This is a genomic window from Vibrio crassostreae 9ZC13 (assembly GCF_000272045.2).
Lineage (GTDB): Bacteria > Pseudomonadota > Gammaproteobacteria > Enterobacterales > Vibrionaceae > Vibrio > Vibrio crassostreae_C.
The window spans coordinates 1913962-1939362 of record NZ_AJYZ02000019.1; the positions used below are offsets into that span (position 1 = coordinate 1913962).

General features: G+C 44.7%; 20 protein-coding genes. 11 read left to right on the forward strand and 9 right to left on the reverse strand.

The window, feature by feature from the left end; all coding sequences use genetic code 11:
* Window positions 1-84 precede the first annotated feature (84 nt).
* The 3 genes from A136_RS09670 to A136_RS09680 all read right to left on the reverse strand — a co-directional run bounded on the left by A136_RS09670 (window position 85) and on the right by A136_RS09680 (window position 3569).
* On the reverse strand, window positions 85-1275 hold the full coding sequence (locus A136_RS09670; RefSeq protein ID WP_017065416.1) for an amino acid aminotransferase: 1191 nt from the start codon (window positions 1273-1275) through the stop codon (window positions 85-87).
* Window positions 1276-1477: 202 nt separating this feature from the next.
* Window positions 1478-3019, reverse strand: a complete 1542-nt coding sequence (locus A136_RS09675; RefSeq protein WP_017065417.1) for an HD-GYP domain-containing protein — start codon at window positions 3017-3019, stop codon at window positions 1478-1480.
* 250 nt (window positions 3020-3269) lie between these two features.
* Window positions 3270-3569: a hypothetical protein gene (locus A136_RS09680; protein ID WP_017060414.1), complete on the reverse strand. Its 300-nt coding sequence runs from the start codon at window positions 3567-3569 to the stop codon at window positions 3270-3272.
* 218 nt (window positions 3570-3787) lie between these two features.
* Between A136_RS09680 and A136_RS09685 the strand changes: the two genes are divergently transcribed.
* Window positions 3788-5191, forward strand: a complete 1404-nt coding sequence (locus A136_RS09685) for a PLP-dependent aminotransferase family protein (protein WP_017065418.1) — start codon at window positions 3788-3790, stop codon at window positions 5189-5191.
* Between the two features lie 127 nt (window positions 5192-5318).
* Window positions 5319-5525, forward strand: a complete 207-nt coding sequence (locus A136_RS09690; RefSeq protein WP_004734707.1) for a hypothetical protein — start codon at window positions 5319-5321, stop codon at window positions 5523-5525.
* A 133-nt stretch (window positions 5526-5658) separates the two neighbouring features.
* Here A136_RS09690 and asnS read toward each other — a convergent pair whose 3' ends face one another.
* Window positions 5659-7059: an asparagine--tRNA ligase gene (gene asnS, locus A136_RS09695; RefSeq protein WP_017060416.1), complete on the reverse strand. Its 1401-nt coding sequence runs from the start codon at window positions 7057-7059 to the stop codon at window positions 5659-5661.
* Window positions 7060-7617: 558 nt separating this feature from the next.
* Between asnS and A136_RS09700 the strand changes: the two genes are divergently transcribed.
* Complete coding sequence (locus A136_RS09700) at window positions 7618-9108, forward strand: SulP family inorganic anion transporter (RefSeq protein ID WP_017065419.1); 1491 nt, start codon at window positions 7618-7620, stop codon at window positions 9106-9108.
* 94 nt (window positions 9109-9202) lie between these two features.
* On the opposite strand, the gene A136_RS09705 is transcribed toward A136_RS09700, so the two are convergent.
* On the reverse strand, window positions 9203-10825 hold the full coding sequence (locus A136_RS09705) for a methyl-accepting chemotaxis protein (protein ID WP_017065420.1): 1623 nt from the start codon (window positions 10823-10825) through the stop codon (window positions 9203-9205).
* Window positions 10826-11326: 501 nt separating this feature from the next.
* On the opposite strand from A136_RS09705, the gene A136_RS22600 reads away from it, so the two are divergent.
* The gene (locus A136_RS22600) at window positions 11327-11524 is read left to right on the forward strand and encodes a hypothetical protein (protein WP_048611631.1); all 198 of its coding nucleotides are present in this window, start codon (window positions 11327-11329) and stop codon (window positions 11522-11524) included.
* 81 nt (window positions 11525-11605) lie between these two features.
* A complete protein-coding gene (locus A136_RS09710; protein WP_017065421.1) occupies window positions 11606-12748 on the forward strand; it encodes an amino acid permease in 1143 nt (380 codons plus the stop codon).
* 133 nt (window positions 12749-12881) lie between these two features.
* Here the strand turns inward: A136_RS09710 and A136_RS09715 are convergent, their stop codons facing one another.
* The 3 genes from A136_RS09715 to A136_RS09725 all read right to left on the reverse strand — a co-directional run bounded on the left by A136_RS09715 (window position 12882) and on the right by A136_RS09725 (window position 16526).
* On the reverse strand, window positions 12882-14243 hold the full coding sequence (locus tag A136_RS09715) for an L-serine ammonia-lyase (protein ID WP_017060420.1): 1362 nt from the start codon (window positions 14241-14243) through the stop codon (window positions 12882-12884).
* A 120-nt stretch (window positions 14244-14363) separates the two neighbouring features.
* Complete coding sequence (locus tag A136_RS09720; protein WP_017065422.1) at window positions 14364-15617, reverse strand: aromatic amino acid transport family protein; 1254 nt, start codon at window positions 15615-15617, stop codon at window positions 14364-14366.
* A 309-nt stretch (window positions 15618-15926) separates the two neighbouring features.
* Window positions 15927-16526, reverse strand: coding sequence for a CoA pyrophosphatase (locus tag A136_RS09725; RefSeq protein WP_017065423.1), 600 nt, complete (start codon window positions 16524-16526; stop codon window positions 15927-15929).
* Window positions 16527-16830: 304 nt separating this feature from the next.
* Here A136_RS09725 and A136_RS09730 point away from each other — a divergent pair, with 304 nt between their 5' ends.
* Together A136_RS09730 and A136_RS09735 are read left to right on the forward strand one after the other, a co-directional pair.
* Window positions 16831-17373: a heme NO-binding domain-containing protein gene (locus tag A136_RS09730; protein WP_017065424.1), complete on the forward strand. Its 543-nt coding sequence runs from the start codon at window positions 16831-16833 to the stop codon at window positions 17371-17373.
* 1 nt (window position 17374) lies between these two features.
* Window positions 17375-19093, forward strand: coding sequence for an ATP-binding protein (locus tag A136_RS09735; RefSeq protein ID WP_017065425.1), 1719 nt, complete (start codon window positions 17375-17377; stop codon window positions 19091-19093).
* 162 nt (window positions 19094-19255) lie between these two features.
* On the opposite strand, the gene pabB is transcribed toward A136_RS09735, so the two are convergent.
* Window positions 19256-20635, reverse strand: coding sequence for an aminodeoxychorismate synthase component I (gene pabB / locus A136_RS09740; RefSeq protein WP_017065426.1), 1380 nt, complete (start codon window positions 20633-20635; stop codon window positions 19256-19258).
* 254 nt (window positions 20636-20889) lie between these two features.
* Here pabB and A136_RS09745 point away from each other — a divergent pair, with 254 nt between their 5' ends.
* The 4 genes from A136_RS09745 (at window position 20890) to A136_RS09760 (ending at window position 25397) form a co-directional block, all read left to right on the forward strand.
* Window positions 20890-22407, forward strand: coding sequence for a fumarate hydratase (locus A136_RS09745; RefSeq protein ID WP_017065427.1), 1518 nt, complete (start codon window positions 20890-20892; stop codon window positions 22405-22407).
* A gap of 164 nt (window positions 22408-22571) precedes the next feature.
* On the forward strand, window positions 22572-22757 hold the full coding sequence (locus A136_RS09750) for a hypothetical protein (RefSeq protein ID WP_004734731.1): 186 nt from the start codon (window positions 22572-22574) through the stop codon (window positions 22755-22757).
* A 199-nt stretch (window positions 22758-22956) separates the two neighbouring features.
* Complete coding sequence (locus A136_RS09755) at window positions 22957-24330, forward strand: YcjX family protein (RefSeq protein WP_017065428.1); 1374 nt, start codon at window positions 22957-22959, stop codon at window positions 24328-24330.
* Window positions 24331-24344: 14 nt separating this feature from the next.
* A complete protein-coding gene (locus tag A136_RS09760; RefSeq protein ID WP_017065429.1) occupies window positions 24345-25397 on the forward strand; it encodes a YcjF family protein in 1053 nt (350 codons plus the stop codon).
* The last annotated feature ends 4 nt before the right edge of the window (window positions 25398-25401 follow it).

Here is a 25401-nt window from a genome sequence, read left to right on the forward strand (position 1 = left end):
AGCCAGCTTAATTGCTGGCTTTTACACATCTATTGGTCTGTAAGTGCAAGCTTGTGGTCTGCAAATACAGGTTTCGCTTTTCGATTAAAGAACCGCAGCGATACCTTTACATAGAGGACCCATGTTTGACTTAGTCATACCAGCAACGCTGATACGACCAGAGCCAACAATGTAGATAGCGAATTCGTCTTTTAGGCGAGTTACTTGCTCTTTGCTTAGACCTGAGAACGAGAACATGCCGTTTTGACGTTCGATGAATGTGAAGTCTGCATCAACACCTTCTGATTTCAGTGTCGTTACGAATAGTTCACGCATCTCTTGGATACGGTCACGCATTTCTGCCACTTCTGCTTCCCATTCAGCACGTAGATCAGCATCACCAAGGATGTGAGTAACGACAGCACTGCCGTGGGCTGGTGGGTTAGAGTAGATAGAGCGGATAATGCTCTTAACTTGAGAGAATGCTGTCGTTGCTACGTCTGCTGATTCAGCAACCAGAGTGAATGCACCAACACGCTCGTTGTACAAGCCGAAGTTCTTAGAGAACGAGCTAGCAACAAGGATCTCTTTGTTGTATTGAGCAAAAATACGTAGGCCAGCAGCATCTTCTTCAACGCCTTTTGCAAAACCTTGGTAAGCAAAATCGAATAGAGGCAGCAGTTTCTTCTCAGCAACCAATTTAGCCAGTACTTCCCACTCTTCAGTTGTTGGGTCGATACCTGTTGGGTTGTGACAGCAGCCGTGAAGAAGAACGATATCGCCTTCAGAAGCTTTCTCTAGGTCAGCAACCATACCAGCGAAGTCTTTGTCTTTAGTTTCAGCGTTGTAGTAGCTGTATTGAGCAGTTTCGATCCCCGCAGCTGCGAAAACGCCGTTGTGGTTAGCCCAAGTTGGGTTACTGATCCAGATTTTCACTTCGCCCAGTTGGCGCTTGATGAATTCACCCGCTACGCGAAGTGCACCTGTACCACCTGGAGCTTGTGCTGTTTTAGCGCGTTGAGATGCAACGATCTCTGCGTCTGAACCGAAAAGAAGTTTCTGAACCGCTAGACCGTATTCAGCTGTACCTTCAATCGTTAGGTAAGATTTGGTTTTTTCGTTTTCAAGAAGTGCAGCTTCTGCTTTCTTTACTGTTTTAAGTACTGGTGTTTGACCATCTTCATTTTTGTAGATGCCAACGCCAAGGTTGATTTTCTCTGCACGAGAGTCTTTTTTAAACTCTTCAGTAAGGCCGAGGATAGGATCGGCGGGAGCAGCTAACACTTTTTCAAACATAATCTTCATCCATGTCAATTGAGAGGGGATAGTATCTATGGGTAGTTATACCTGTATGGAATTTTTAAGACAATACGAAGTGAACAGAAAGGCCAAAAAAAATCCATTTCAATCAGATTTATTGACTAAAGAGGATATTTGATAACAAAACACCCTACGGATTAACCTATAGGGTGCAAGAAGTTAGTGGATTTTGAATAGATTACGCTGGTTGAGCAATAAAGCTTTCGCGCTCGAGTTCACTCGCTACATTTTTGCCATCTTTGTAGGTCGCAGCAATTGAAACAAACGCTTGTTCGACGACCAGAAAAGCTTGGACAACTTGCGGATCAAAATGCGTCCCATTGCCCTCTAAGATGATCTGTTTAGCTTGTTCATGAGTAAAGGCTGGCTTGTAGACTCGCTTCGAGATGAGCGCATCATAAACATCAGCTAATGCCATTAAACGGCCAGATAACGGGATATCTTCACCAGACAACTGATTAGGATAACCACTGCCATTCCATTTCTCGTGGTGAGTCAGAGATATCTCCTTTGCGACTCTTAAGAAAGAGCTACTTCCCAACTGCTTTTCTGCAATAGATAACGCTTCAGCCCCAATCGCGGGGTGACCTTTCATTATCTCAAACTCTTCGTCCGTCAATTTGCCCGGCTTCAATAACACACTATCAGGAACACCTACTTTGCCCACGTCGTGCAAAGGCGCAGATTTGTAGAGCAACTCGATGTAGTTTGGTGTTAACAAGCTTGAGTGGGTTTCTGATTTGCTGAGCTCTTGTGCGAGCACCTTGACGTACTCTTGAGTTCTTAGGATATGTGCGCCCGTTTCATTGTCTCGAGATTCAGCCAATGCCGATAAGCTCACAATGGCCACGTCACGTGTGGTTTTCACTTCGTTTTGCGCGGTTTCAAGGCTATCAAGCATGGTATTGGTCATAGATGCCATTGATCCAAGCTCGTTGTAGCCGAAAATAGGTAAGCGAACGCCTTGCTCGCCATTGGTGACTTTGTTTAATGCGTGCTCTTGGCTTAGGAGAATACGCTTAATTAGCTTACTCCAAAGCGTCATGATGGTTATCGCGTAGCCACCCAGTACCACAGCCAAATAAATAAACTCTTTGATCACGCTGATCTTGCCGGTGCCATCCAATAAGCGGTCAGGGTTGTGTTCTAGCCAGAAGATGTCTTTAACGGCAATCATCGTCAACATAGTCGTCAGTGTTACCAGAAGCACGATAACCAAGCCTATCATCTGCTTGACCAGTGAACTTCTTTCACCAACCAGTTGGAAGTCGAATTGTCCAGTCGTCTCCATTTTATCCATTTGGCTGAGCTTGGCATTCAATTGAAGAATGGTTCCGGTAAAGAAGCCGAATAGACTCATGCCAAACAGCACCTTCAAATTACTATCTATGGTGAATTCATAGCTTAAGTTGTAGTAGAGCGCGAAAGGCACACTTGCAGCAAAAAATAGCAGGGTATCGAGTTGCGTGAATCGGCCTTGCTTGACCAAGGTATGTTGCGCCAATGGGTAACGACGTGCGAGCCATAATAAGATAAACACAATACTGACTTGTGTGAAAATCTCTAACGTCGTTAAGCTATCGAGCATAGGGCACACCCGACTGCCATAGGTGCCAAACAGCACGCCAGCAATGACGTATAACTTAGTCGTTAGCGATCGATTGTAATTTGAAGTATCCATCGGTAAGCCTTTGTTCTCATTCTTATTAGATTTACGCATTCATTGATTCACGACTTTAGAATTGCGAATAATTAGCATAACTGACGTGAATAAGACCGGAAATTCTATCGATAGCTTTCGTGGATTGATACAAGAAACTGGTTTGTGTTAGAGATTTGTTAGCTAGGTGGGGGTTATTGCAGCATTTTTATGAAGATACTTGAATAGCCCCGGTCGAGGGTCGAAGCTATTCAGTCTGTGTATTGGGTTAGAATCGCGCGTGATTGAGTTCGCTATCTACTTTAACCCGTTACTTTTTGAGATTGATTTCAGCTTCGATTGAGCCGGTTTCAATCTCAGGGTGAGACGCTAGTTTGTCTGCAGCCCATTGGTTGATGTGTTTCAGAATAGCAGACACCGCGTGTTTTTCCGTTGGTGCTTGGTCTTGTTCGACATCGATCTTTTGCTTTGGATGTGAGCCTGTCGCATCTTCAGCAATATGGAGCCAATCTGGGTGCCAGTAATATGGCTGACCGCTCGGTGTTGTCCAACTGTGAACACCGTTTGACTCTCCTTTATAACTTAATTGGTCTGCTTCTATTTTTTTCATTGTTATCTCGCATGTTTTTGGGTTACATCAAATTATTGAGGTAGAAAGCCAACTTAGCTCCTACCTTGGGTACAAACTTAGCAAAGCTTACAAAGTTATCTGTGAACCAATTCACACTATTGTGGAAATTAGGTGCGATCATATGGATAGCAGCAATAGTTGTTGGCGTAAGTGATAAAATCACCGGCTCACAGAATTTCTCTAGGTAGTACAATTAGATGGCGCGTTATGAAGAGCTTGCAAAGGATATTCGAACTCAGATAGCCAACAATACGTGGCGATCCGGAGAGAAGATCCCTTCGGTACGCATGAGTTGTCGAAATTACAACGTCAGCAATAGTACTGTCTTACAAGCCTACCAGTTGCTAGAAAGCGAAGGGTGGATCATCGCTAAACCTCAGTCGGGCTACTTTGTAGCGCCAAGGCTGGACGGCGTTGACTACGCACAGCCACTCGTTAGTGAAAAGAAAGCCATTAATGACCGCTTATTTGATTTCTTGAAGTCGAGTTCAGCCGAAGGTGTGATTCCTTTCGGCTCTGCATTCCCAGATCCCGACCTTTTCCCGTTACCTACCTTGACTCGAAACCTTGCCAGCGCGGGTAGGAAGATGACTGGCGCGAGTGTGATAAATAATTTACCACCGGGCAGTGAGTCCTTGAGAAGGCAAATCGCACAGCGTTATCTGCAGCAAGGGATCACGGTTAATCATCAAGACATCGTGATTACGTCGGGTGCTATGGAAGCGCTCAACTTGAGCCTGCAAACGGTCACCAAGTCGGGTGATAACGTCGTGATTGAGTCTCCCGCCTTCTATGGTGCTCTGCAGGCTGTCGAGAGGCTCGGGCTTAACCCTATCGAAGTGGACGTTTGCCCAATCAATGGGTTGAATATAGAGCAGTTTGAAAACGCGCTACAAAACCAAGATGTTAAAGCGTGTTGGCTGATGACGACTTTTCAAAACCCAACGGGAACCAGTTTGTCGGAACAGGCAAAGCGCCGTGTGGTAGAGATTGCAGAACAGCATGGAACCTACATTATTGAAGATGACGTGTATGGCGATCTTTATTACGAAGGGCATAAGCCGAAGCCACTAAAGGCCTTCGATAAGACCGATTCCGTCTTGCTTTGTGGGTCGTATTCAAAAAGTTTGTGTCCTGGTTATCGAGTAGGGTGGGTTGTGAACACGCGTTTTAACGACGCGATTCAAAAGTTACAGCTTCTTTCTACGTTATCGAGTAGCGCTCCTGTTCAACTTGGTGTCGCTCATTTCTTAACGCATGAAAGCTACGACAATCACCTTCGTAAACTGCGTAAAAACCTTGTCGTCAGGAAAGAGCGATTTATCGATGTCATTAAGCAGTACTTTCCGCATTCAATAGAGATTGAAGAGCCGGCTGGTGGTTACTTGATATGGATTCGCTTTTCTGAAAAATTCGACAGCCAACAGTTTCATCAACTGGCTATCGAACAAGGTATTAGCGTTGCATCTGGCGATCTGTTTAGTGAGCATGGCAGAGTGGATAACGCGATACGATTGAACTTCTCTTATGAACTGACAGAAGAGAAAGAACAGGCGCTCATCTGGCTTGGCAAACTGGCACATCAACTTACGCACTCGTAAAACCTTAAGTCCCTCATAAAAAAGACAATCATTCCAACTGTACGGGTTGTTTGTGGGGTAACTGTACGCCTAATTGACCAAAGAGTTGTGATTCAATAACGGTAGACCAAATATTGGAGATACCGTTATGTTGAAAATGACTATGGGAAATGAAGTTAAGCTGATTATTGTCGCTATTGTGTGTGCGCTTCTGCTTATTCTCGGCCACGTACTGCTGGCAAAAGCATTCGCTGATATGGCGTGGGCGGAATACACCACTGCCGCGATCCCATTCGTTATGATGGCAATTTGCGGTCTTGCAATAAAATACGCTATCGACCAAGATGTGGATTAGCTGTTGAAATAATGAGTCTCAGATAGTGGCACGCAGAAGCATCTGGACTCGTTTTATTCCGAACATAAAAAAACCTCCGCAAGTGCGGAGGTTTTTGTTTGTTCTTAACTTTTAATATCGAATAGGTTTCGAATTAGAAGTTTGCAGAGCGTGGTGTACGTGGGAATGGAATCACGTCACGAACGTTACCCATACCTGTTACGTAAGATACTAGACGCTCGAAACCAAGACCGAAACCAGCGTGTGGCACTGTACCGTATTTACGTAGGTCGCGGTACCAGCTCATGTGCTCAGGGTCGATACCCATAGCAATCATACGCTCGTCTAGAATGTCTAGACGCTCTTCACGTTGTGCACCACCGATGATTTCACCGATGCCTGGTGCAAGTACGTCCATTGCTGCAACTGTTTTGCCGTCGTCGTTTAAGCGCATGTAGAAAGCTTTGATGTCTTTCGGGTAGTTCTTAACAATAACAGGTGCTTTGAAGTGCTCTTCAGCTAGGTAACGCTCATGCTCAGAAGACATGTCGATGCCCCACTCAACGTCAAACTCAAATTTCTTACCAGAGTCTAGTAGGATTTGGATTGCGTCAGTGTAGTCAACTTGTGCGAAATCAGCGTCTACGAATTGCTCTAGACGAGTAATTGCTTGCTTGTCGATGCGAGAAGCGAAGAATTCAAGGTCGTCGCGGCGCTCTTCAAGAACAGCAGCGAAAACGTACTTAAGCATGTCTTCAGCCAGTTTCGCTACATCGTTAAGGTCTGCAAACGCAACTTCAGGCTCAACCATCCAGAACTCAGCTAGGTGGCGGCTTGTGTTTGAGTTTTCAGCACGGAACGTAGGACCGAACGTGTAAACCTTGCTTAGTGCACAAGCATAAGCTTCAGCATTAAGTTGGCCAGATACTGTTAGGAACGTCTCTTTACCGAAAAAATCTTCGTTGAAGTCTACGTCGCCTTTTTCAGTGCGTGGTAGGTTTTCCATGTCTAGCGTAGAAACACGGAACATTTCACCAGCGCCTTCTGCATCAGATGCAGTAATAAGCGGAGCAGAAGTCCAGAAGAAGCCTTGCTCGTGGTAAAAACGGTGAATCGCTTGAGATAGACAGTTACGTACACGTGCTACTGCGCCAATCACGTTTGTACGTGGACGTAGGTGAGCAACTTCACGAAGGTATTCGATAGAGTGACGTGTCTTAGCCATTGGGTAAGTGTCAGCGTCTTCAACCCAGCCTACAACTTTAACGTCAGTTGCTGCTAGTTCGAAGTCTTGACCTTTCGCAGGAGACTCAACAATCTTACCCGTTACTTCAACAGAGCAGCCAGTTGTTAGCTTTAATACTTCGTTTTCGTAATTATTAAGATTATTAGGAACCACGGCCTGAATCGGGTCGAAACAAGAGCCGTCATAAATGGCAAGGAAAGAGATTCCAGCTTTGGAATCACGACGTGAACGGATCCAGCCGCGAACAGTTACTTCACTGTCTACCGCTAGCTTGCCGCCAAGTACGTCTGTTACAGGCGCGTAAGTCATGTTGATTTCATTCTCCATTGAGGGACAAATTCAACTCAAAGTCTCTGGCATTGCTGCAAATAAATATACATTTGCACAATAATTAGCCGAAACATTAAGTTGTATAAACTTTTTAAATCGATTGAACATATTACCTGTCATACCGACAGCTTCAACCTTTATTCTTGCTTGGTGAAAGAAATATTGTGTCTACTGACGATAAATAGGTTTGAGGGTGTGTTTTTTGTTCGATCTTAGCGTCAGCCTTACCTTTCACCCTATGTGAGCTGCTGAACGAGCATGGCGTAATCGAAACCTTTGTTTTCAATAATGGGAGTGTGATTGTGTTGAGACTCACTCTACATTGGCGCGGATTCAGTCATTTTGGACTTGATCACCTTCTTAATTTCCCACTAAAGCAACAAGAGGAGTTTAATATCTACGTGTTAATTACGCCGCCTTAACCCCTGCATTCTCTCTACACCCGCACTTTTCGAGCGCTCGCTCATTCAAGAAAAACAGTCGATCAAATTATGTCTCAACAAGGCAGGACTGGCTGTACAAGTAAAAGAGAATTACATGCTTAATTATTTAAAAAAACACTGGTTATCAAACGTTAAAGGAGATTCATTATCTAGGATTGTGGTTGCACTCGCATTGATCCCTGAAGCCATCGCATTTTCAATTATTGCAGGCGTTGACCCTAAAGTAGGGCTCTATGCCTCGTTCTGTATTTGTGTCGTCACTGCTTTGGTTGGCAGTCGTCCGGGAATGATTTCCGGTGCAACAGGCGCTATGGCGCTACTAATGGTCACTTTAGTGAGAGAGCACGGACTAGAATATCTACTCGCCGCTTCATTTCTAGCTGGCGTCATTCAGATCGCAGCTGGGTATCTCAAGCTTGGTAACCTGATGAATTTCGTTTCCAAATCGGTGATTACTGGATTTGTTAACGCGCTCGCCATTCTAATTTTCATGGCTCAACTTCCTGAATTAATCAACTTCCCGTCAAGCGTTTACGTGTTAGTCGCTTTGGGTTTGGCGATCATTTATCTGCTTCCTTATTTTCCCAAGTTTGGTCGTGCAATACCTTCCCCACTGGTCGCGATTGTTGCTCTGACAATCATTAGTTTGCTCTTCGGCTTAGATGTGAGAACGATTGGCGATATGGGCAAGCTTCCCGATTCACTGCCTGTGTTCTTGATTCCTAATATTCCATTCACGTTTGAGACGCTTGCAACCATCCTGCCATATTCGATTGCTCTGTCTCTGGTTGGCTTGTTGGAATCCTTGATGACAGCGACCATAGTCGATGACCTGACTGATACTGAAAGCAATAAAAACAATGAGTGTAAAGGGCAGGGCGTTGCGAACATCGTGGCTTCCCTTTTTGGTGGAATGGCGGGCTGCGCAATGATCGGTCAGTCGATCATTAACATCAAATCAGGTGGCTTAACCCGATTGTCCAGCATGATCGCTGGGGTGGTTTTGTTGCTAATGGTGGTGTTTGTTTCTGATTGGTTGAAGCTGATACCGATGGCCGCTTTAGTGTCTGTGATGATCATGGTTTCTATCGGCACATTCTCATGGCGTTCCATTGTTGAGCTTAAAGATCACACACTGCCAACCAATGTAACCATGCTAGCAACCGTGGCGGTGGTGGTGTTTACTCATAATTTAGCAATAGGTGTTGCGGTTGGCGTGGTGCTGTCGGCTCTGTTTTATGCACATGCCAGCAAATCCATGGTGTTTATATCCGATGAAGTCGTGACAAACGAAATGCACTCCATTCACCGAGTAAAAGGCCATGTCTTCTTTGCTTCGTCAGATGCGTTTGTCGACTTATTTGATTATGACAACGCGACCTCTTTAGTGACCATCGATATATCGGATGCGTCATTCTTAGATAATACCTCGGTCGAGGCGCTTGATAAGGTTGTGTTCAAGTTCCGTAAAAAAGGGGCTTACGTTGAAGTGTCAGGAATGGATAGCGTGAGTGCGAACCTGATAGTCAAACACGCGATGTATCACAAGCATAAAGACTTAACCGCGGTTTCCATTACGCACTAATCTTGGTTTACGGTTCTTTTAAAGCCTGAAAGCCTGAATTAGACGTTGCTATGAAGATAAAGCGCTCATTGTTGAGCGCTTTTTTGTTGGCGATCTATGACTTCTTCTTTGTACTCGACAAAGTAAACTGATTAATCAGCGATTCAAGATGATCAGATAGCTCTTCTAAGTCATTGCTGATGTTGCGAGTTTCAGCCGCGGATTGCGATGTGTTGTTGGCGTGAGAGGTGATGGTTTCAACCTTTTGTTGAACATCTTGAGTCGCTTGTGTGGTGGATTGCGTTTGCTGCTGAATATTCTGTGCGTGAGCCAGCACCTGTTTCATCTCTTCGACCACACCATTCATTTCAATTGAAAGTGCGTCGATATCGGTTGAGCTTTGATGGGCTTGTTCGCAAACGCGATCGGCAGAAGTCAGCGACTCTTCGCTGCCTTGCTGGAACTGATGAATGATTGACTCAATACTGCCTGTTGCTTCAGCGGTTCGTGATGCAAGATGGCGAACTTCATCAGCCACCACCGCAAACCCACGACCTTGTTCTCCCGCACGAGCCGCTTCAATTGCTGCATTCAAGGCCAGAAGATTGGTTTGGTCAGCAATGCCACGAATCACACTCAATATTGAAGAGACCTCTCCGGTTTGCTCATTGAGTGTCAGTATTTTGTGTTTCACTTCTTCTATGCTGCTAACGAGGTTTTTTATCTCACTGCTTGCTTCGTGTGCTTGGTTGGCACTCTTACACGCCACATCAGCGGTGTGATTGATAAGCTCTGAAGCTGTTAAAGTCGCTTGTTCTACATTGACTTGCTGTGCCTGTATTCCTTCGACATTGTGTTGCACTTCTGCGGTTTCGCTTTGCTGGTCGCTGGCGGCTTGCTCGGTAATTTGCGCGACACTAGTCAGTTGGTTGGCAGACGCATTTAACTTGTGCGAGGTGCTTTGTACCTTTTCTAAGCTGTCAGATACGGTTCCCATGAACGAGTTGATGGAGTTAGCCAGCGTGCCAATCTCATCCTTGCTTTGTTCCGGCAGGCGAGTGGATAGGTTTTTATCGTTGCTGACTTGGGTCATAAAGCGAGAAGTCTGTTGCAGCGGGCGCACGATAATCTTACGAATTAATCCCATCGTAAGGACAAATCCGGCAAACGAGATCACTGCCATAATGCCAATAGCAGCCATGGTTTGAGTGTTAATCAGCGAGTTAACATGGTTAAGGTTATATTCGAGACGAATCGCACCCAAGACTTCACCTTCTGGTGCCATATGACAGGCGACACAATTGGTTCCTCGGTAATCTTCACTCGACTTCATTGGCAGAGCAATAACCAAGCCTTTGCCCCAATCAGCAGAAAAAGGTTCGATAACGGTTTCGCCCGCTAGCGCTCGTTTATCAATATCGTCAACCGGTGTTTGGTTGTCATTACCTGGGCCATATAACTTGCTGACAGCGTCGGCGCGTAAAACACGAACGTCTTCAATGCCTTCTTGAGCCAGTGCTTTCTGACGAAGGGTCTCTTTTTGTGCCATGGTGCCGGTGAGCATCATCATATTGAGGCTATCGAAGTAGTTACTTGCTTTGTCGTGAAGCTGCTCACTTAACACTGAGTTTACAAGTTGCTTTTGTTGCGAATATTGGAAATAGGTCGATATTGCCAGCAAAAAGGTGAACACGATGGCGAGGGCCACTAGGATTTTAAAGGTGATTGTTGAGCGCATAAGGTGTTTGTTTTTATTAATTATAATGACGCAAATACTGTACTAGTAAGAATTCCTACCACCTATGGGGTATAACGAATTGTGTGACCACACTCCGGTTGTGGTTATGTTTCTGTGATGTAGCGAGTTTGTGTCGTGTCTGATGTTGAAATGGAACGCGCTTCAAGCTCCTCGCTGTTCTTAAAACAGACTGTTGTTTTGGGAAAATTGAAGTGCAGCATCGAGTTTTGATTGTGCTGATAATTAGAAAAGCCTAGGTTGTTAATTAGCTCGATGTATTTGTCCGCTTGTCTTTTATCAATAAAGACTATTGTTTTAGACGACTTAGTGGTCGATTTATATCCAAATGGTTGTTTTGTTCAATTTAATAGCAAAAATTGTGGTTATAGCGTTGTGTTTCGAGGCTCATTCGATAAGATGAAAAGACCTCTATGATAGAGGTAGGGCAGCAACGGATACGCTGCTTCAAATACTATGGAATGTGACTTATTGGACACATACATGAAATTCAAGATTACATCACCGATTATTGAACCTACGGAAGGTTCACCACATCAGTTAATGCTTACTCACGCTTCTCGTTTTACCTCTTTTAAGACAAGCTCCCCTTTGAACGCCCTGTTCGACAACGTCTCTGCACGCTTCTTTACCGCTTATCGCTCCTATTGTTATTCGTTTTATAACTTTATTTCTATCTGAACTCCTTTGTCATCCGCTCGATGAACGAAGACTCACATCTATAAAAACTAAACAAATAAGTTAAAAACAATGAATATTAAAATGATGGGTAGCTCCCTAATTATCGCTGGTACCGCTCTCGGTGCTGGTATGCTTGCGATCCCAATGGTATTAGCTCAATTCGGATTGCTTTACGGCACACTGCTTATGGTACTGATCTGCTTCGGTACGACTTACGCAGCATTACTACTTCTAGAAGCGACCATCAAAGCGGGTGGCGGTCTAGGATTAAACTCTATTGCCCGAAAAACCTTGGGTAAACAAGGTCAGTTGCTTACCAACGGCTTGCTATACGCGTTGTTGATTTGCCTATTAATGGCTTACATTCTGGGCGCAGGTGACTTGCTGAGTAAGTTACTGTCTAACTTTGGCGTCGAAATTACCGCGACTACCAGCCAAACCGTGTTTACCTTGCTTGCTGGCGCAGTAGTCGCAAGTGGTACTGGTGTGATTGATAAGCTCAATCGAGCATTGTTCTTCGTGATGCTTGCTAGTTTGTTTGCCACCATGGCGTTCTTAGCGCCGAGCATGACTCAAGAAAACTTGATGCAGGTAACCAGCCATGACCACGTTGATCTAATCAAAACCAGTGCCATCCTGTTTACGAGCTTTGGCTTTATGGTGGTGATTCCAACCTTGGTTTCTTACAACCACGAAGCGACAGATAAACAGCTGCGTAACATGGTGATCATCGGTTCTCTGATCCCATTAGTGTGTTACTTGTGTTGGTTGTTTGCGGTAGTGGGCAACTTGAGTGAAGATCAATTCAGAAGCTTTGAGAACGTATCAGATTTGATGGCGGCGTTTGAGGCTCAGTCTCCTTGGGTGGGTAACGTTCTGTCTACCTTCACGGGCTTGGCGTTGTTGACCTCTTTCTTTGGTGTGGCGATGGCGTTGTTCAACCAGAACAAAGACATGTTCAACCAAAATACAGCGGTAACGTACTGCATTAGCTTTATCTTGCCGTTGGCTGGTTCATTGCTTGCGGCAGACAAGTTCCTACAAGTACTGAATTACGCAGGTATCATCTTGGTGTTCCTAGCGGTGTTTGTTCCTCTGGTTATGGTCCACAAACAGCGTTTCATGAAAGTTGCTGATGACCGATACCGAGCAGAAGGTGGCAGCGCAATGATGTTGTTCTCACTGCTGTTTGGTTGCTTCCTGCTTATCTCACAAGTGATCTAGTTCTTTGGTCCATTATCTAAGATTCGAATCGAGCATCTTAGATATAAGTGGCCGGAATTCAGATACAAAAAAGGAACGCATCGGCGTTCCTTTTTATTATCTGCTGATTAAAAACAGATTGATTCAAAGGCTATCAACAAACAACCTTAACAGCCAAACCACCTTGAGAAGTCTCACGGTATTTAGCGTTCATGTCTTTACCTGTTTCTAGCATTGTTTCGATAACTTTATCTAGAGAAACAGTAGGAGCAGAAGAGCGACGAAGCGCCATACGAGTCGAGTTGATTGCTTTAACTGCAGCAATACCGTTACGCTCGATACATGGTACTTGTACTTGGCCAGCAACTGGGTCACATGTTAGACCTAGGTTGTGCTCCATGCCGATTTCTGCAGCCATACATACTTGCTCAGGGCTACCACCCATAAGCTCAGCAAGACCAGCAGCAGCCATAGAGCATGCCACACCAACTTCACCCTGACAGCCAACTTCAGCACCAGAGATTGAAGCGTTACGCTTGTAAAGACCACCGATCGCGCCAGAAGCTGCGAAGTAACGGATGTAATCTTTCTCTGTCACTGTTTGGATGAACTTATCGTAGTAAGCCAATACAGCAGGGATGATGCCACATGCGCCGTTTGTTGGTGCCGTTACTACACGGCCGCCAGCTGCATTTTCTTCGTTTACTGCGAAAGCAAACATGTTTACCCAGTCAACAACCGACATTGGATCATTGGTTGTTTTTTCTGAAGTCATTAGCTGTTGGCGAAGTGCTGCTGCACGGCGAGGAACACGTAGTGGACCAGGCAGGATACCTTCAGTATTCATACCGCGATCCATACACTCACGCATAGTTTTCCAGATGTTAGCGAAGTAAGTGCGAGACTCTTCGTCTGAGTGGAACGCTGCTTGGTTTTTCATAACCAGTGTACTGATAGAAAGACCGCTTTCTTTGCACTGATTAACCAGCTCTTCAGCTGTTGTGAATTCGTAAGGTGCTTTGATTGGGTTTTCTTCTTCTTTGCCGAAGTTCTCTTCGTCAACGATGAAACCGCCACCAATTGAGTAGTACGTTTTTGAGTATGCAACTTCGTCACCAACCCATGCATGAATGCTCATGCCGTTCTCGTGTAGAGAAAGGTTGCTAGTGTGGAAGTTCATACCGCCATCGCGTGGGAACGATACTGTATGACAGTGCATGCCAACAGGAAGGCGCTCAGTTTCTTCTACGCGAGCAATGAAGCCAGCAATAGAATCGATATCAACACGCTCAGGAGTATTGCCAGCAAGACCCATGATGATTGCGATATCTGTGTGGTGACCTTTCCCTGTCAGTGATAGTGATCCATATACGTCCACGGTGATTTTAGTGATGTCGCGCAATTTTCCCATTGAACGTAGGTCATCAATAAATTCTTTACCCGCTTTCATTGGTCCAACTGTGTGTGAGCTCGATGGACCAACACCGATTTTATAGATATCAAATACACTAATCATAGCGATTACCTCAAAAAGAGAGCCTCCCAAGGGGAGTCGGGAGGCTCATTTATTATCATTATATTTTTTGTCTAATCTCGCGATATAAGATGGATGCCATCTTATAAAAAGGGCTTGAGATTAAAGAGCGCCGTAGATTACAGAACTAATAGCCGCTAGACCACATAAAGCTGTAAAGATTTGCACAGGTGCTGAAGTTTTGTACTTAGCCATAGCTGGTACTTTCTGCATCGCAAACACAGGCATTAGGAACAGGATAGCTGCAATCATTGGAGCACCCATTGTTTCAATCATACCTAGGATACTTGGGTTAACTACCGCAACAATCCAAGTTGTAACAACGATGAACGCTAGAGATGCTTTTTCAATCTTAGAGATTGAAGAACCAGAGCGAGACTTGATTAGACCAACAAGACCTTCGTGAGCACCTAGGAAGTGACCGAAGTAGCTAGAAGTAATCGCTGCGAACGCTACTAGAGGACCCATGTAAGAGATAAGTGGAGACTCATGTACGTTTGCTAGGTAAGAAAGAACAGAGATGTTCTGTGCTTGTGCTGTTGCTAGTTGCTCTGGAGATAGAGAAAGAACTACAGAGAATACGAAGAACATTACAAAACCCATCAGCATCATTGCTGCGCCGCCAGTGATCGCGTCAGTTTTCTTAACTGCGTTTTCACCGTATACACGACGTTGCTCTTTAGAGAACTGTGAAATGATTGGGCTGTGGTTGAAAGAGAACACGATGATTGGAATTGCAAGCCAGATAACAGAAGGCATTGTTGACCATTCAGGTGTTACTTCCATCATTGAAGTGTTCCAATCTGGAACTAGGTAGAAAGACAGTGCTAGTAGGATGAATACTAGTGGGTAAACCATTGCTGAAGTCGCTTTCAGCATCAGATCTTTACCGAATACAACACCTGTAGTCATAGCAAGGATAAGTGCACCAGAAAGAAGAGGACGAGGAATAGATTCCATACCCATTTGGTTTACTAGGAAAGAATCAACAGTGTTTGTGATACCAACACCGTAAATCAGAACGATTGGGTAGATAGCGAAAAAGTAAGCGAAAGTAATAAGGTTTGCGCCAGTCTTACCGAAGTGTTCTTCTACTGTATCTGTAATGTCAGCTTCAGGGTTTTTTGCAGACAGTACGAAACGAGCTAGAGATTTGTGTGCGAACCAAGTCATTGGTGCCGCAATTAGAGCTAGGATAACTAATGGCCAAAAACCACCCGCACCAGCTTTGATTGGAAGGAATAGTACGCCAGCACCAACTGCTGTACCGAATAGTGATAAACACCAGGTAAAATCTTTATAGTTAAACTTGCTTGAATCTTTAACGGCATTTGCCGAAGAAGTTGTTGTGTTCATGTTAAATTACTCATTTTTTGGGAACAGGAAATAAGTCGGGGCTAATTCTGCAGAATTTTCTTCTGCAAAAAATAGATCTAAATCATGTAATGAAACGGCGTGTCACATGATATGCGAAAAACGGATTTTTGATCACGAAAATAGCGTGCCACAGGTGATTTATGTTTATGCTTGGTATTAGTTTTATTTATGCGAAAGGCGGGGTTGTATAGATTTATACCAGGGAAACGTTTGCGTAAAATTGCATTAATAAATCTGTTCCATAGAAAGTCTGGATTTTGTTAACAGAGATTAAACAAAACGTAGTTGCTATGTAATTCGTTGCACTACATGTTGCTGCAATGATTGGATGATTTGCGCCGTAACGCCCCAAATTAGGTGCTCTTGGAAGGGCATCGCAAAAACACGATGCTTGATTTGTTTAAAGTTAACAGTGTGGCTGTGTAACTTGGCTTGGTCTAAAACATAGGTAGCGGGCACCTCAAAAATTGAGGCAACTTCGTTCTCATCAATGATGGCTTTATAGTCAGGATCGACCATGGCAACAATCGGCGTCACAGAAAATTTACTAATAGTACTCAATGCGGGTAATTGCCCAACAATTTTAACTTGATCCGATCGAATTCCCACCTCCTCATGGAGCTCTCTGAGTGCAGTGAATTGCATAGAAGGGTCAGAAAGTTCGTGTTTACCACCAGGAAAGCTGACTTGGCCGGGGTGATGCTTTAAATGAGCCGCTCTTTTAGTAAAAATTACATGTAAACCATCTTCTCTTTCAACTAAACCTACCACCACTGCCGCTTTACGTAATTGCTCGCCACTGATGTGCGAAACACGCTCTACTGACTCTGGGTGATAGCCAACGGTAGGGTTAAGTTGGAATTGCTGAAGGAAGTTTTCTTTATTCATATCAAGCCAATATATTGATTATTATGATTTTAAGTATAGACATAACCGTGGGCTGATTACCAATTTTGAGTGTGTCTTCATTTACTTACTTTTAGTTTAGCGATTAACTAGGCGTAATTAAGGGCCACGTAGTGACTGACATCCTTAAAATGCTGGTTTTTGCTATATTCAATATGTACACATCTGCGAGTAAGCGTTACCCATGTCATAAAATTGGGTTACGAAGCGTAGATTTTTCGTTTAAGAATTTGATAACAATGACTTAGTGAACCATTCTAAAAAGAAATAGAAGAAAAGGTATGAGATGAAAGGAATCATATTCACCGAATTTTTAGAGCTTGTTGAAGACAAGTTTGGGTTAGAGCTTTTGGAAGAAGTTCTAGAGATGTCAGAAGATGAAGGGATCTACACATCTGTCGGAAGTTACGACCACAAAGATCTGGTTAAACTCATCATTAATCTGAGCAAAAAAACCGATATAGATGCAGCAAGCTTGCAACGCGTTTTCGGGCAGTCCGTATTTAAGAACTTATTAGCCTCATTGCCGAATAAAGCGAGCCTTGCTCACAGCAATACCACCTTTCAATTTATTCAGCACGTAGAGCGCTACATTCACGTTGAAGTGAAGAAGCTTTATCCAGATGCTGAGCCACCTGAATTCAGTTTTATCACCACGACCGAAGCACAACTTGTTTTTGACTACAAAAGCGCAAGGTGTATGTCTCATGTTTGCTTAGGACTTATAGAAGGATGCGCTGAATACCACGGTGAATCTATCGCGGTGGAGATGACGCCACAAAATGATGACCAAAGCGTGGTTAGGTTTAATCTCAAAGTAGAAAAGTAATATGGATCTGGCATCAGCCCTAGAGAAGAAGCTTAAGCGTCAAATCGCGGCAAGAAAAGCGGCTGAAGGATTGTTGGAACAGAAGAGCCTCGAACTGTTCGAGGCTAACCAACAACTTGAGCTTGCTTTGCGTCAGTTAGAAAAGCGCTCCAACGCGAATATACGCCGCATTGAATTCCAAGAACAAATCGACAACCTGTTGATTGATTTTGGGCGCGCGTTTCTAAGAAATGATCTCGATGATGTCATGCTATCTGAACTAACGACCAACGTGACTAACAGTTACTTAATCGAAGCCAGTCGTTTGATTCTACCTCCCAAGCTCATCCCTCAGTTACAGACCTATGATTATGGCGATGAGACTGTCGAGGTGTTAGAGCAAGACATTCAAGCGCCTCATTGGCAAGACAACCTACTGACCGTGCCCTTAGAGGTTGAAAAAGTCATAGTTGGTGCGTTAATCGTCAGAGTCAGATTGTTAGACCAAGACTACGAGTTTATCCAAAGCCAACTGTTGTTGGTCACGGACCTTATCTGCAGTGCCTTAACCCATCAACTAGCAATCAACCGAAATATTGAATCACGTAAACGAGCGGAAGAGTCCGAAAGGGCAACGCGTGACTTTGTGGCCATGATTAATCATGAGTTAAGAACTCCACTTAATGGCTTACTAGGCAGTGCCGAGTTGATCAGTGATACCGAACTGAATAGCTCTCAGCGTGAGATAGTGAACAACCTGAGCCAATCTGGAGAGTTTCTCCGAACCATCATTAATGATCTATTGGATTACAGCAAAATCAATGCAGGGATGTTGGAGCTTATTCCAAAGAAATTTGCCCTACGTGATTTGAGAAACACGATTGAAAGCATCTTCGTCAATCGAGCAATTGAGAAGCAGCTCGAATTCAATATCAGTGTTACGTCAAACGTTCCCTCCCATTTCCAAGGCGATTTAGAGCGCATCACACAACTGTTTGTGAACTTAATAGGTAATGCGATTAAATTTACAGAAGAAGGGCATGTGAATGTTGATATTGAGTGGGACAAAAACCAATTTGTTTTCTCTGTAGAAGATACCGGAGTCGGAATTGCTGAATCAGCACATAAGACGCTATTTGAACCTTTTACACAGGCAGATAACTCAAGTAGCCGAAACTATGAGGGCACCGGGCTTGGCTTAGCGATTTGTCGCAAACTGGTGGCTCTGATGAATGGCGATATTGGGGTGACCAGTGTTGTTGGCTCAGGCACGACCTTTACCATCTCGATTCCTCTTCAAGTTGTCGATGTTCCGGCAGAGAGTGATAGTGTCGCCAAGGGCTTTGAGTCTGAAGCGGAATTGTCACTACTTAAAGTGCTGGTGGTTGATGATATTAAGATGAACCAGATCATCATCCAGCAAATGCTTCGTAAACATGAGATTGAACCAGCTATCGCAAGCAATGGTGTCGAAGGGTTTGAACTCGCGTCAGACAATGAATACGATATTGTATTCATGGATTGCAGAATGCCTGTTATGGACGGGTTTGAAGCAACAGAGAAGCTAAGAGAGAAGGGTTACGTTAAATCTATTGTGGCTCTGACCGCCGGAACGACACTTGAAGAACGCGAACGTTGTATTCAGTGTGGGATGGATGACATTTTGAGTAAACCTTACACCGCCAACGATCTGAAAGAGATGCTTAAGAAGTGGGGTGTCTCTGCGGTGAAGGTCGCTTAAACACGCGAATAAAGCGTTGTGAGTTATGTACTCTAACTTACAGACTAAAAAACCGAAGTGATCTTACGATCCTTCGGTTTCTTTTTATATCGAACTTTTGCTAGCCGTTAAGCTACGGAACTCGTCATTAAGTCGCGGAACTCGCAGTTAATGACACTAGGTTTAGCAATCTTCAAGTACCGGTAGAATTCGACTCAGCTTATCCAGTGTTTCTTGGTATTCAGAAGCACAATCACTATCAAATACCACACCACCGCCAGCCCAAGCATAAAGCGTGTTGTTCTCGGCGACTAATGTACGAATGGTAATACTGGTATCCATTCTGCCATTTCGGCTGATGTAGCCAATACTGCCGCAGTACGCTGAACGTCGATGCGGTTCTAACTCTTCAATGATCTGCATCGCGCGAACTTTTGGTGCGCCAGTAATCGATCCTCCAGGGAAACAGGCTCTCAGAAGGTCAGTTGCAGAGTATTGGTCATCAAGGTCCGCTCGTATCGTGCTCACTAAGTGGTGCACGGCAGGGAAGCTTTCAATATCGAAGAGCTTTGGTACATGCACTGTGCCCGGTTTTGCTACTCGGCCAATGTCATTACGAAGTAGGTCGACGATCATCAAGTTTTCCGCCTGATCTTTATCGGCGCTTGCTAGGTCTTGCGCGTTGGCATTATCAATCATCGGGTCCTCAGAACGAGGTCGTGTGCCTTTGATTGGCTTGGTTTCAATGACGTTGTCTTTGAGTTCTAAGAAACGCTCTGGCGAAACACTGATGATTGCGCAGTCGGCCAAACGGATAAAACCCGAAAAGGGCGCTGAGTTGTACTGTTCTAACTTGTCATAAGCCAGCCATTCACTACCTTGGTATTGGGCATTGAAGCGCTGAGCTAAGTTAATCTGATAGCAGTCCCCGGATAACAGGTACTCTTGAACACTATCGAACTTAGTGGCGTAGCTCTCTTCGCTCATATTGGATTGCCACGGTGTGGTTAACCCAAAGGGCGCATGTGATAGGTGTGATTGAGCCATCTGCTGCATTAGCCAATCATGATGTTCATCGATATTGCTACCGACAATACACGCCGTTTTCAATTGGTGGTCAACGATAACAGCCCATTCATACAAGCCAACTGCCATGTCAGGTGCTTCAATATCACGCTTTGCGAGTGATGGAAGTGTCTCGACTCTGCGCCCTAAATCATAGCTAAAATAGCCTAAAGCGCCGCCAACGAATGGCAACTGAGTGTGCTCTTTAGTCGCAGGCAATAATTGTTGCTGATATTGGTCGAGTAGTTCGAAAGGATCAGAGTCTGAAACCTCGCACGTCTCATTAACATTAACGGTCGTTTCTGCACCGATTGTCTCGAAGGTGGCGATGGGTTGAGCAACTAAAATATCGTATCGACTATCAACGTGGCTTTCTGAAGCGGAGCGTAATAGCATTGCCCACGGCAGGTTTTCAATATGGGAAAACAGCTGTTTAGCTAAAGTTGATTGATATTCAAGCGGCTTGATTTGGATAGAGCGAAATTCGTTGTTATTCATTTGTTTAATTTGTGACAAAGAGTTCGATCACTGCATGGCGTGTGAGAGGAAGCAAGAGTATCATAAATTGAAAATAAAATGGGTTCTTGATTAGAACGGAGTAATCCAAGTGGTTTAGTTTAAAGCTATGCAAGCGATTGCTAAAGCAACTAAATACAGCTCAACACAATAAAAAGCTAAACCACCTAATTCGATTTGGCATATATAGTCAAACTGTGAACCCACATGGAACCAGAACAATAAAGAGGCATGCAATGACGGTTATTCGTAAGCAAGATGTGATCAGCAGTGTCGCTGACGCACTTCAGTACATTTCTTATTATCACCCTTTAGACTTTGTCCAAGCCCTAGAAAAAGCGTACGAGAAAGAAGAGAGCCAAGCAGCTAAAGATGCGATCGCTCAGATTCTTATCAACTCGCGCATGTCTGCGGAAGGCCATCGTCCAATTTGTCAGGATACGGGTATTGTTACTTGTTTCGTGAACATCGGTATGGATGTTAGGTGGGAAACGGATCAAACAGTACAACAGATGGTTGATGAAGGCGTTCGTCAAGCTTACAACAACCCAGATAACCCATTGCGTGCATCTGTCCTAATGGACCCTGCAGGTAAGCGTATTAATACCAAAGACAACACACCAGCGGTTGTCCACATTAATATGATTCCAGGCAACAAAGTTGAAATTCAAATCGCGGCTAAGGGCGGCGGTTCTGAGAACAAAACCAAGATGGTTATGTTGAACCCTTCTGATGATATTGCAGAATGGGTAGAGAAGACGCTGCCAACAATGGGTGCAGGCTGGTGTCCACCGGGTATGCTAGGTATAGGCATTGGCGGTACGGCTGAGAAAGCAGCGGTACTAGCGAAAGAATCTTTGATGGAACACATCGATATTCAAGAGCTTATCGAAAAAGGCCCTGAGAACGCAGAAGAAGAGCTTCGCCTAGACATCTTCAACCGTGTAAACAAGCTAGGTATTGGTGCACAAGGTCTTGGCGGTCTAACGACTGTGGTTGACGTAAAAATCAAAACAGCACCAACACACGCAGCATCTAAGCCAGTTTGCTTAATCCCGAACTGTGCAGCAACGCGTCACGTTCACTTCACACTAGATGGCAGCGGCCCAGCAGAGCTAACGCCACCTAAGTTAGAAGAGTGGCCAGACATCACTTGGGAAGCGGGCGCAAATACACGTCGTGTTAACCTTGATGAAGTGACTAAAGAAGACGTACAAGAGTGGAAGACCGGCGAAACGGTTCTTCTGTCAGGTAAGATCTTAACCGGTCGTGATGCTGCTCATAAACGTATTCAAGGCATGCTAGAAAGCGGCGAAGGCTTACCAGCCGGCGTTGATTTCAAAGGCAAGTTCATTTACTACGTGGGTCCTGTTGATGCTGTAGGTGATGAAGCGGTAGGTCCTGCGGGCCCAACAACTTCAACACGTATGGATAAGTTCACTGACATGATGCTGAACGAAACTGGCATTATGGGCATGATCGGTAAAGCGGAACGTGGCCCTGCAACGGTTGAATCAATCAAAGAGCACAAAGCGGTTTACCTAATGGCGGTTGGTGGTGCAGCTTATTTAGTCGCAAAAGCAATTAAAAAAGCACGCGTTGTTGCGTTTGAAGATCTCGGTATGGAAGCGATTTACGAGTTTGAAGTTGAAGATATGCCTGTAACGGTAGCGGTTGACTCTAGCGGCGTGAACGCACACCAGATCGGCCCTGACACGTGGAAAGTGAAGATTGCTGAAGCTGAGAAAGCGTAATTAATCGACGCCAAAAAATCGTAATTGTCGCTAACTTCAGCGTTTGAATTGCAATTTTTGACAGAAAGTTAAAGACAAAAGTGCAGCATTATCTGCACTTTTGTCTTATTATCAATGATATAGTGATAAACACATAGTTTGATATAAGAACATAGGAGAGAGGAATGCCTCGTTTTATTCAGATCCTACAGATTATCTTGGCAGTGGTGATTGGTGCTTTTGTTGGCTACGACCTGATCTTGAAAGGGATCAGTATCTTTGATAATAAATACGTGACGATTACATGTGCGCTTTGGCTAATTGCAGAGATTGCACTGTTTGTTATCTACAAGTTGATTGAAGACGATTAGACGTCGGATATCGTGCAAAAATTCTAAAGCCCCTGATTATGAATGTAGTCAGGGGCTTTTATTCATCTAGCATTAAGAATGTGTATTGCATACTCATCAACATAAGCAAAAGCATACAAACTATCCCAACGGGGAAAGAACATAGGCTTGCCTTTCTATTATCATAACCAGCTAGCCTAACTATCACGGAGTCGTTCAAATGAAACACCTAACTCAAGAAATGAGTGACTTTATAAGCAGAGGAACGGATTCTCATATTCGAGTAGCGGTCACGGGGCTCTCTCGTGCGGGTAAGACAGCATTCATTACTTCGCTGGTTAATCAGCTTCTTCATACGTCTACCCACAAAAACTTGCCACTGCTTGCATCGGCGAGAGATGGAAGAATTATTGGCGCAAAGCGTATCCCGCAACACAACATGATGATTCCACGCTTCTCTTATGATGAAGCGATGGAGTCGTTGAATGCACAGCCACCAGAATGGCCAGTGCCAACGCGTGATGTCAGTGAGATTCGTCTAGCAATCAAATATAAGCCTGCGAAGGGCGCGAAAAAGCTACTGAGTAAAAACAGCACCCTTTATCTCGATATTGTCGATTATCCAGGTGAATGGCTGCTTGATTTGCCGTTACTGGATATGGACTTCGATACCTGGAGCCAATCTCAGTTTGCCGCATTGAAAGGCGACAGAGAAACTTACTCGCAACAGTGGAACGTAATGCGTGGTGATATCGATTTGCTAGCAGAAGCGGACGAAAAGAAACTGGTCGCGATTGCCGATAGCTACACTCAGTACCTTCATACTTGTAAAAGTAACGGGCTGCATTGGGTACAACCGGGTCGATTCGTATTACCCGGTGAGCTTGAAGGCGCGCCTGTGTTGCAATTCTTCCCGTGCATCGCACCTGAGGGTAAGTTCTCAAAAACAAGTAACTATGCGGTACTTAAAGCGCGTTATGAAGAGTATCAACAGAAGGTCGTCAAAGCGTTCTACAAGAATCACTTCGCGACGTTCGACAGACAAATCGTGCTAGTGGATTGCTTACAGCCACTTAATGCGGGCTATGACTCTTTCATGGACATGCGTGGCGCGTTAGAACAGTTACTTAAGAGCTTTAAGTACGGTCGAAGCAATATCTTAAGACGTTTATTCGCGCCGAAGATCGACAAGATCTTGTTTGCAGCCACTAAAGCTGACCACGTGACACCGGATCAACATCCAAACTTGGTATCGCTGTTACAACAGATGGTACATCCGGCTTGGCAACAGGCGGCGTTTGAACACATCGACATGAGTTGCATGAGCATTGCGTCTATTCAAGCGACCAGCGCGGGTTATATCTCGTCGGGCTCAGACAATGTTCCGGCGTTGCAAGGTGTGACTTTGGATAATGTCCCTCAAACCATGTATCCGGGAGAGGTGCCGCGTAAGTTGCCCAACAAACAGTATTGGGAAACCAACCAGTTTGATTTCACGAGCTTTAGACCGATGGAGCAACATTCCGATGAGCCTTGCCAACATCTAAGAGTCGACAAGGTTTTAGAGTATCTCATTGGCGACAAGTTGAAGTAATTGAGGCAATCAAAATGAGTGAATTAAAAACAAAGCAGGTCTTTAATGAACCGTTGAAGACCTCTTTTGATGAGCAAGACAAGACCGACGTTGGCCCGGATTTAGGTGCTCAACAACTGTTCACAGAGCAAGAGAAATTTGTCCCTGTCGCACCGCAAGTGGAAGCCGAACTTGATGGTGAAGCTGAGCAGCAATTGGAACAAGTGATTCGACCGAGCAAAAAGAAGAAGTGGTTTGGAACGGGTTTATTGGTCGCTTTTTCTGGCCTAGTTGGATGGCAAGCAATTGATTCGGTCATTACCGCAATTCAAACTGCTGATTGGCTTGCGTTAGGTTGGGCAGGCTTTATTGCTGCCATTGCTTCATTGGGTTTAGGCGCAATAGGCAAAGAGCTGTGGAAACTGCGTTCACTTAAAGATCACTTTAGTGTGCAAGAGCAGAGTGAAGAGCTACTCCAAAGTCAAAGTGTCGGCAAGGGCAAAGCGTTCTGTGAAAACATCGCCAAGCAAGGCGGCATTATCGCTGAGTCTCCTTCGTACGATAAGTGGCGAAACAGCATTAACCCTGCACACAGTGATGCAGAAGTGTTGGATATGTACGATGCGTTAGTCGTGAGTCAACAAGACAAAGTAGCGACTCAAATCGTCACTAAGTTTTCGACCGAATCGGCGGCTTTGGTCGCGGTGAGTCCATTGGCGGCGGCTGATATGTTGTTGGTGGCTTGGCGAAATTTCACCATGATAGACAAGCTTGCTGATGTGTATGGCATTGAGCTTGGCTACTGGTCTCGCATTAAGCTATTTAAACTGGTGTTAATCAACATGGCCGCTGCAGGAGCAAGTGAGCTCGCGATTGATGCAAGTATGGATCTCGTCTCGATGGATCTTGCAGGCAAAGTCTCAGCTCGAGCAGGGCAGGGGCTAGGTGTCGGTATCCTTACTGCAAGACTGGGCTTAAAAGCCATGACATTGCTGCGTCCTATGCCTTGGCATAACGAACGAAAAGTAAAACTGGCAGACCTCCGCAAAGCCGTCCTTTCTGAAATAAAGCGTATCACTCTTAAATAAAGCA